Genomic DNA, 6,475 nt, shown 5'->3' on the forward strand with positions numbered 1-6,475 from the left:
CTTCAAGCCTTCTGGGCGAGCTTCTCTTTCAGGAAATCGCGCACCGGAGCCGGCTCGACATCCTTCGCGATCACCGCGCGGCCGACGGCTTCCAGCAGGATGAAGGTGAGCTTGCCGCGCTTGACCTTCTTGTCCTGCGCCATCAGCGCCATCAGCGCGTCGGCGTCCGCAAGCCCTTCCTGCGCAAAGCCCGCGATGTCCTGCAGGCGCGTCGGCAGGCCCGCCTCGATCAGGTGCCGCTCGACGCGCACGGCGTCGGCCTCGCCGATCATGCCGAGCCTTGCGGAGAACTGCGCCGCCAGCGTCATGCCGATCGAAACCCCCTCGCCGTGGAACAGGCGATCGGAGAAACCGGTCGCGGCTTCCAGCGCATGGCCGAAAGTGTGGCCGAGATTGAGCAGGGCGCGCTCGCCGGTCTCGCGCTCGTCGCGGGTGACGACGCCGGCCTTGGCGCGGCAGGAGGTCGCAATCGCGTGCTCGCGCGCGGCGCCGCCACTGAAGATGTCGGAATGGTTCTTTTCCAGCCAGGTGAAGAAGGCTTCGTCCCCGAGCACGCCGTATTTGGCGACCTCGGCGTAGCCGGCGCGGAACTGCCGCGGCGACAGCGTGTCGAGCACGGCAGTGTCGGCGATGACCAGCACCGGCTGGTGGAAGGCGCCGAGCAGATTCTTGCCCTGCGGCGAATTGATGCCGGTCTTGCCGCCGACGGATGAATCGACCTGCGCCAGCAGCGAGGTCGGCACCTGCACGAAATCGACGCCGCGGCGCAGGATCGCGGCCGCAAAGCCGGCGAGATCGCCGACCACGCCGCCGCCGAGCGCGATGACGAGATCGTTGCGCTCGATCTTCGCGGCGATCAGGGCCTCGCTGACCTTTTCGAGGCCCGCATAGGTCTTTGAGATCTCGCCTTCCTCGACGATGATGCGCGAGGTCGGAATGCCGCTGGCTGCGAGCGAGGCCTCGGCCGGTTCGAGCCAGTGCTTTGCGACGGTGCGGTCGGTCACGATCGCCGTGCGCACGCCCGGCCGCAAAGCGGCGACGCGCGCGCCGAGCGAGGACAGCACGCCGCGGCCGATGACGATGTCATAGGCGCGGTCGCCGAGCGCGACGTCGACGTTGACGGGATCGGAATGTTTCAACGGCGCAGTCATCGTCCGGCACTCGCAACGTCGGCAGGTGGTGGGGGCGCGGCCTGCTCGCCGCAGAGATGGGCGCGCAGCGTCTCGATGGTCTCCTCGACGATCTTGTCGTGCGGCACGTCGCGCGAGGCGATGGTGAGATCGGCCTTGCCGTAGATCGGCTCGCGCTCGGTGAGCAGGCGCGTGACGGTTCCCTCGGGGTCGGCGGTCTGCAGCAGCGGACGGTCGGCACGGCGGCGGACGCGGCGCATGATGACGTCGTGGTCCGCCCTGAGCCAGATCGAGATCGCCTTGGCCGCGATACGGGTCCGCGTCTCCTCGCGCATGAAGGCGCCGCCGCCGGTCGCCAGCACCAGCGGACCGCCCTCGAGCAGGCGGGCGATCACGCGGGCCTCGCCGTCGCGGAAATGCGCCTCGCCGTGGCGCTCGAAGATTTCCGGTATGGTCATGCCGGCCGCCGCCTCGATCTCGGTGTCGGCGTCGACGAAAGGCAGCTTGAGCCGCGCCGCCATGCGGCGGCCGATGGTGGATTTGCCCACCCCCATCATGCCGACGAGCACGATCGAGCGCGCGCCGAGCGCCGACAGGATGTCGGCCTCAGTCGAAGCGGGAATCGGCAACGCGGCGTCGGACATCAATCTCGCTCTGGATCTCGCTCGATCTGCCGCCAAAGGCGGCATGGTTTGGCCACCTATACGACCCCGCAGGGGCCCTCGCCAGAGGACTCTTGCCACGAAACGGCGAACATGTTGGATGATTTCATTGGTTAATTCGTCCGCCAGGCCCCCTATCACGTCCGTGTAGAGACCCCAGACCGATGCCCAGCCTGTTCCGCTTCCTGACGGTCGTCGCCGTGCTCGCCGGCATCGTCTATGGCGTGATTTTCGCGCTGGCGAACTTCGTGAGCCCGAAGCCGCGGGACATGACGGTGACGATCCCGCCGGATAAGTTTCTCAAGAAATAGCAGCGAGGCTCCGGGGCATGCGTGCAAAGCCCTCAGACACCAAGCTCACCGGCCTGTTCCTCGACATGCTCGCGGCGGAACAGGGCGCCGGCCCCAACACGCTCGATGCCTATCGCCGCGACCTCACCGATTTCTCGGAATTTTTGGGCCGCGTCGGCCACAGTTTTGCGGACGCAGAGACGCAGGTCCTGCGCGACTATCTCGCCGACCTCGACACGCGCGGCTTCAAATCCACCAGCGTGGCGCGGCGGCTGTCGGCGATGCGGCATCTCTACCGCTTCCTGCTGAACGAGCGCATCCGCGGCGACGATCCCGCGGCGATCCTGTCCGGCCCGAAGCGCGGCCGCGGCCTGCCGAAGGTGCTGTCGATCGCCGATGTCGACCGCATGCTCCGGCGCGCCAAGGAATTGAGCGAGGCGGAAGAGGCCTCGCCGTCGAAACGGCTGCGGGCTTTAAGGCTCTACTGCCTGCTCGAGGTGCTCTACGCCACGGGCCTGCGCGTCTCCGAGCTGGTGGCGCTGCCGCGCACGGCGGCCAAGCGCGACGCGCGCATGATCGTGGTGCGCGGCAAGGGCAACAAGGAACGCCTGGTGCCGCTCAACGACGCCTCGCGCCAGGCGATGGCGGATTATCTCGCGGCGACGGAGGCCGCGAAGACCGAGAAGAAGAAAGACAGCCTCGCTGCGGCGAAATGGCTGTTCCCCTCCTTCGGCGAGAGCGGGCACCTGACGCGGCAGCACTTTGCCCGCGATCTCAAGGAGCTCGCGGTGGCCTCCGGCCTGCAGGCCCGGCTGGTCTCCCCGCACGTGCTGCGCCACGCTTTCGCCAGCCATCTGCTGCACAACGGCGCGGACTTGCGCATCGTGCAGACGCTGCTGGGACACACCGACATCTCCACGACCCAGATCTACACCCATGTGGTCGAGGAGCGGCTGAAAAGCCTGGTCCGCGACCTGCACCCGCTGGCGGAGAAGTAATCAGGTTTCGTGCCCCGGACGCGGCGCAGCGTGCAACGGTGCGCAGCAGCGCGTCCGGGACACGAGAGCTCGACCGGGACGACGATGAAACCGCCTTGACTTCGGCCACATCTCCGCAGAAAGAGCCGTGGCCTTTCGACTGATTTGGCCGGCTGCCACGAGCACACAAGCCAACCCGTTGAAGAAGCTAAACTTCTTTCCGCGACCCCAACCTCGCTTCGCTTCTTTCGCCCCGTCCCCCTATACTGAGTTGATGCAAGACCAGATGCGCAGCTATCTCGACTTCGAAAAGCCCGTCGCCGAGCTCGACTCCAAGGTCGACGAATTGCGCGCGCTCGCCGCCACCGGCACCGACATCAGCGACGAGATCGGCCGGATCGAGGACAAGGCGGCGCAGGCGCTGGCCGACCTCTATACGAACCTGACGCCGTGGCAGAAGACGCTGGTGGCGCGGCATCCGCAGCGGCCGCATTTCAACGACTTCATCAAGGGCCTGATCACCGAATTCACCCCGCTCGCCGGCGACCGCAAGTTCGGCGAGGACGAGGCGCTGGTCGCCGGCTTCGGCCGCTTCCGCGGCGAGCCGATCTGCGTAATGGGCCAGGAAAAGGGCGATTCCACCGAGAGCCGGATCCGGCACAATTTCGGCATGGCGCGGCCCGAAGGCTATCGCAAATGCGTGCGGCTGATGGAGATGGCCGAGCGGTTCGGCCTTCCCGTGCTGTCGCTCGCCGATTCCGCCGGCGCCTATCCCGGCATCGGCGCCGAGGAGCGCGGCCAGGCCGAGGCGATCGCGCGCTCGACCGATGCGTGCCTTGCGCTCACCGTGCCGAACGTCGCCATCATCACCGGCGAGGGCATGTCGGGCGGCGCCATCGCCATCACCACCGCCAACAAGGTCCTGATGCTGGAGCACGCCATCTACAGCGTGATCTCGCCGGAAGCCGCCTCCTCCATCCTCTGGCGCGACGGCACCAAGGCGCAGGAAGCCGCCAACAACATGAAGATCACTGCCCAGGACATGCTCCGCTTCGGGGTGATCGACCAGATCCTGAAGGAGCCGGTCGGCGGCGCCCATCGCGACCCCGCCGCCATGATCGCGACCACGGGCGACGCCATCGCCAAGGCCTTCGACGAGCTGAAGGGTCTCGACGGCGACGGCATCCGCAAGCAGCGGCGGCAGAAATTCCTCGATATTGGCCGGAAACTGGGCTGATTCGGCTAGATTCGGTGCCGTAGGGTGGGTTAGCCGAAGGCGTAACCCGCCACTGTTGGCATCCGCGGGGGCAAAAGAGGTGGGTTACGCTCCGCTAACCCACCCTACGCAGCCAGCCCGGTAACCCCGCATTAACCCTTTTTTTGCCCAAATCAGCGATCTGAGTCCCAATTGGGCCGGAAGGCCCAAGTAAGGCCCAAAGTCGCGTCCATTTAGGCTTCGTTGACCATGCCACTGGGCCAACGCCCTCGTGATCCCCGCTCGGGTTGCGACCACATGACCCAGAGGTTAGAATTTTAATCAATGGCTTCAGGGCATAAGCGCTGGAGCGTGGTCTGAGAGAGCCCGTCGTGACGGGGGCGGATCATGCTCTGAACGAATCGGGGTTCGCGCTCTCTGCCCGGCACGGTGTGGGGTCCATCTTGATTTCTCGTTCGCTTGCTCGCGCGCTCTTGGCTTCGGTTGCGCTGATGACGGCCGGCGTCCTGCTGTCCGGCTGCGATACCGACCAGGTTTCGCTCGCGACCAACGCCAAGGCCAACCAGCCGGTGCCGCCGAAGCTTCTCGCCGCGATGGTCGAGAAGGACATGGACCTGCAGTCGCCGATCCTGGTGCGCCTGTTCAAGCAGGAGGCGGAGCTCGAGGTCTGGAAGCAGGCCCGCAACGGCCAGTTCGTGCTGCTCAAGACCTATCCGATCTGCCGCTGGTCCGGTGATCTCGGTCCGAAGGTGCGCGAAGGCGACCGCCAGGCGCCGGAAGGATTCTACTCGATCAATCCGAGCCAGATGAATCCGCAGTCGGCGTACTACCTTTCCTTCAACACCGGCTATCCGAACGCATTCGACAAGGCGCTGGGCCGCACCGGCTCGCAGCTGATGGTGCACGGCGACTGTTCTTCGCGCGGCTGTTACGCCATGACCGACGAGCAGATCGCGGAGATCTATTCGCTTGGCCGCGAGTCCTTCTTCGGCGGCCAGAAGGCGTTCCAGCTGCAGGCCTATCCGTTCAAGATGACGCCGGCGAACATGGCCAAGCATCGGAATAATCCGAACATGGCCTTCTGGAAGATGATCAAGGAAGGCTACGATCATTTCGAGGTGACGCGGCAGGAGCCGAAGGTCGATTTCTGCGAGAAGAAATACGTCTTCGACGCGGCGAAGCCGGCCGACGCCAAGCGCGATCCGGTGTTCGACGCGTCCGCGAAGTGCCCGGCCTATGTGATCCCCGAGGACGTCGTCAGCGCCGTGCGCGAGAAGCAGGGCCGCGACGAGGCGGAATACGCCAAGCTCGTCGCCAGGGGCACGCCGGTCGCGCGCATGAACACCGGCATCGACGGCGGCATGAACAAGATCTTCGCGGCGAAGATTCCGGAAGGCTCGACCGGCCTGTCGGAAGGCGCCGAGGGCACCACGCTGCAGATGCTGGCGATGGCGAAGGCGCCGGGCACGATCCCCGGACACGTCAATCCGCCGAAGCCGAATCTCGACGCGGTCGCGACCGCGCCCGCGCCGCAGGAAGAGCCTGTCGTCGCCGTCAGCGCGCCCGCCGCGGGCACCCGCGTCGCGACAGCCGCACCCGCCGAGAAATCGCAAGGCGGTGGCTTTTTCTCCAACCTCGGCCGCAAGATGGGCATGGGCACCGCCGATACGACGGCGACCACGCCTCCGCCGCAAGCGACCGCGTCCGTGGCGCCTGCCACGACATCCACCACGCCGCCGACCGCAGCGTCGCGGTTGAAGGCGGCCGTCACCCGCTTCGTGCCGGGCCACGACAAGTCCAAGGATGCAGCAAAGGACGCGCCGAAGCCGGCGGTGGCCGCCGCCAAACCGGCAGAGCCGGCGAAGCCAGACACCCGCCTCGCCCAGACGCGCCCGGCGCTGAAGCCGTCGGTGGGCGATGGCGCGGCTGACAGCGGCCAGATGTCGGGTGCCGCGCCGGCGGTGTCGTCGAACTCGTTCGACAGCCGCTTCGGGGCGATGAAGTAAGCGGGCGACTCGCTCGCTCTCAAGCCACGCTCAACTGTCATCGCCCGACCAGTGCGCAATTGCGCACTAGGATCGGGCGATCCAGTATTCCAGAGACGCCAGTGATTGAACCGAGACGCCGCGGCGTACTGGATTGCATGATGTGGCTCCATCCGCTCAGGATGGGGCGCCGGCGGACCTTCGAGTACTGGTTT

6 protein-coding genes are annotated in these 6,475 nt (G+C 66.4%); 4 read left to right on the plus strand and 2 right to left on the minus strand.

Annotated features, from left to right (window positions below):
- Window positions 1–2: 2 nt before the first annotated feature.
- Both aroB and JQ617_RS34900 read right to left on the minus strand, forming a co-directional pair.
- Window positions 3–1,151 carry a 3-dehydroquinate synthase gene (gene aroB, locus JQ617_RS34895; RefSeq protein ID WP_212030321.1) on the minus strand — a complete coding sequence of 383 codons (1,149 nt, stop codon included), beginning with the start codon at window positions 1,149–1,151 and terminating at the stop codon, window positions 3–5.
- Window positions 1,148–1,774, minus strand: coding sequence for a shikimate kinase (locus tag JQ617_RS34900; protein ID WP_063692880.1), 627 nt, complete (start codon window positions 1,772–1,774; stop codon window positions 1,148–1,150). The genes aroB and JQ617_RS34900 overlap by 4 nt, the downstream gene beginning before the upstream one ends.
- 182 nt (window positions 1,775–1,956) lie before the next feature.
- Here JQ617_RS34900 and JQ617_RS34905 point away from each other — a divergent pair, with 182 nt between their 5' ends.
- The 4 genes from JQ617_RS34905 to JQ617_RS34920 all read left to right on the plus strand — a co-directional run bounded on the left by JQ617_RS34905 (window position 1,957) and on the right by JQ617_RS34920 (window position 6,281).
- Window positions 1,957–2,103, plus strand: coding sequence for a hypothetical protein (locus tag JQ617_RS34905; protein ID WP_063692878.1), 147 nt, complete (start codon window positions 1,957–1,959; stop codon window positions 2,101–2,103).
- Between the two features lie 17 nt (window positions 2,104–2,120).
- Window positions 2,121–3,080: a site-specific tyrosine recombinase XerD gene (xerD, locus tag JQ617_RS34910; protein ID WP_212030322.1), complete on the plus strand. Its 960-nt coding sequence runs from the start codon at window positions 2,121–2,123 to the stop codon at window positions 3,078–3,080.
- 253 nt (window positions 3,081–3,333) lie between these two features.
- Window positions 3,334–4,296, plus strand: a complete 963-nt coding sequence (locus tag JQ617_RS34915; RefSeq protein ID WP_212030323.1) for an acetyl-CoA carboxylase carboxyltransferase subunit alpha — start codon at window positions 3,334–3,336, stop codon at window positions 4,294–4,296.
- A 470-nt stretch (window positions 4,297–4,766) separates the two neighbouring features.
- Window positions 4,767–6,281: a L,D-transpeptidase family protein gene (locus JQ617_RS34920; protein WP_249157769.1), complete on the plus strand. Its 1,515-nt coding sequence runs from the start codon at window positions 4,767–4,769 to the stop codon at window positions 6,279–6,281.
- Window positions 6,282–6,475 lie beyond the last annotated feature (194 nt).

This window comes from Bradyrhizobium sp. KB893862 SZCCT0404, from assembly GCF_018130885.1.
GTDB lineage: Bacteria > Pseudomonadota > Alphaproteobacteria > Rhizobiales > Xanthobacteraceae > Bradyrhizobium > Bradyrhizobium stylosanthis.

What these genes read in the sequence shown, in the direction of transcription:
- xerD (WP_212030322.1), top strand. Translation starts at nt 2,121, where the DNA reads ATGCGTGCAAAGCCCTCAGACACCAAGCTCACCGGCCTGTTCCTCGAC.
- JQ617_RS34900 (WP_063692880.1), bottom strand. Translation starts at nt 1,774, where the DNA reads ATGTCCGACGCCGCGTTGCCGATTCCCGCTTCGACTGAGGCCGACATC.
- JQ617_RS34915 (WP_212030323.1), top strand. Translation starts at nt 3,334, where the DNA reads ATGCAAGACCAGATGCGCAGCTATCTCGACTTCGAAAAGCCCGTCGCC.
- aroB (WP_212030321.1), bottom strand. Translation starts at nt 1,151, where the DNA reads ATGACTGCGCCGTTGAAACATTCCGATCCCGTCAACGTCGACGTCGCG.
- JQ617_RS34920 (WP_249157769.1), top strand. Translation starts at nt 4,767, where the DNA reads ATGACGGCCGGCGTCCTGCTGTCCGGCTGCGATACCGACCAGGTTTCG.
- JQ617_RS34905 (WP_063692878.1), top strand. Translation starts at nt 1,957, where the DNA reads ATGCCCAGCCTGTTCCGCTTCCTGACGGTCGTCGCCGTGCTCGCCGGC.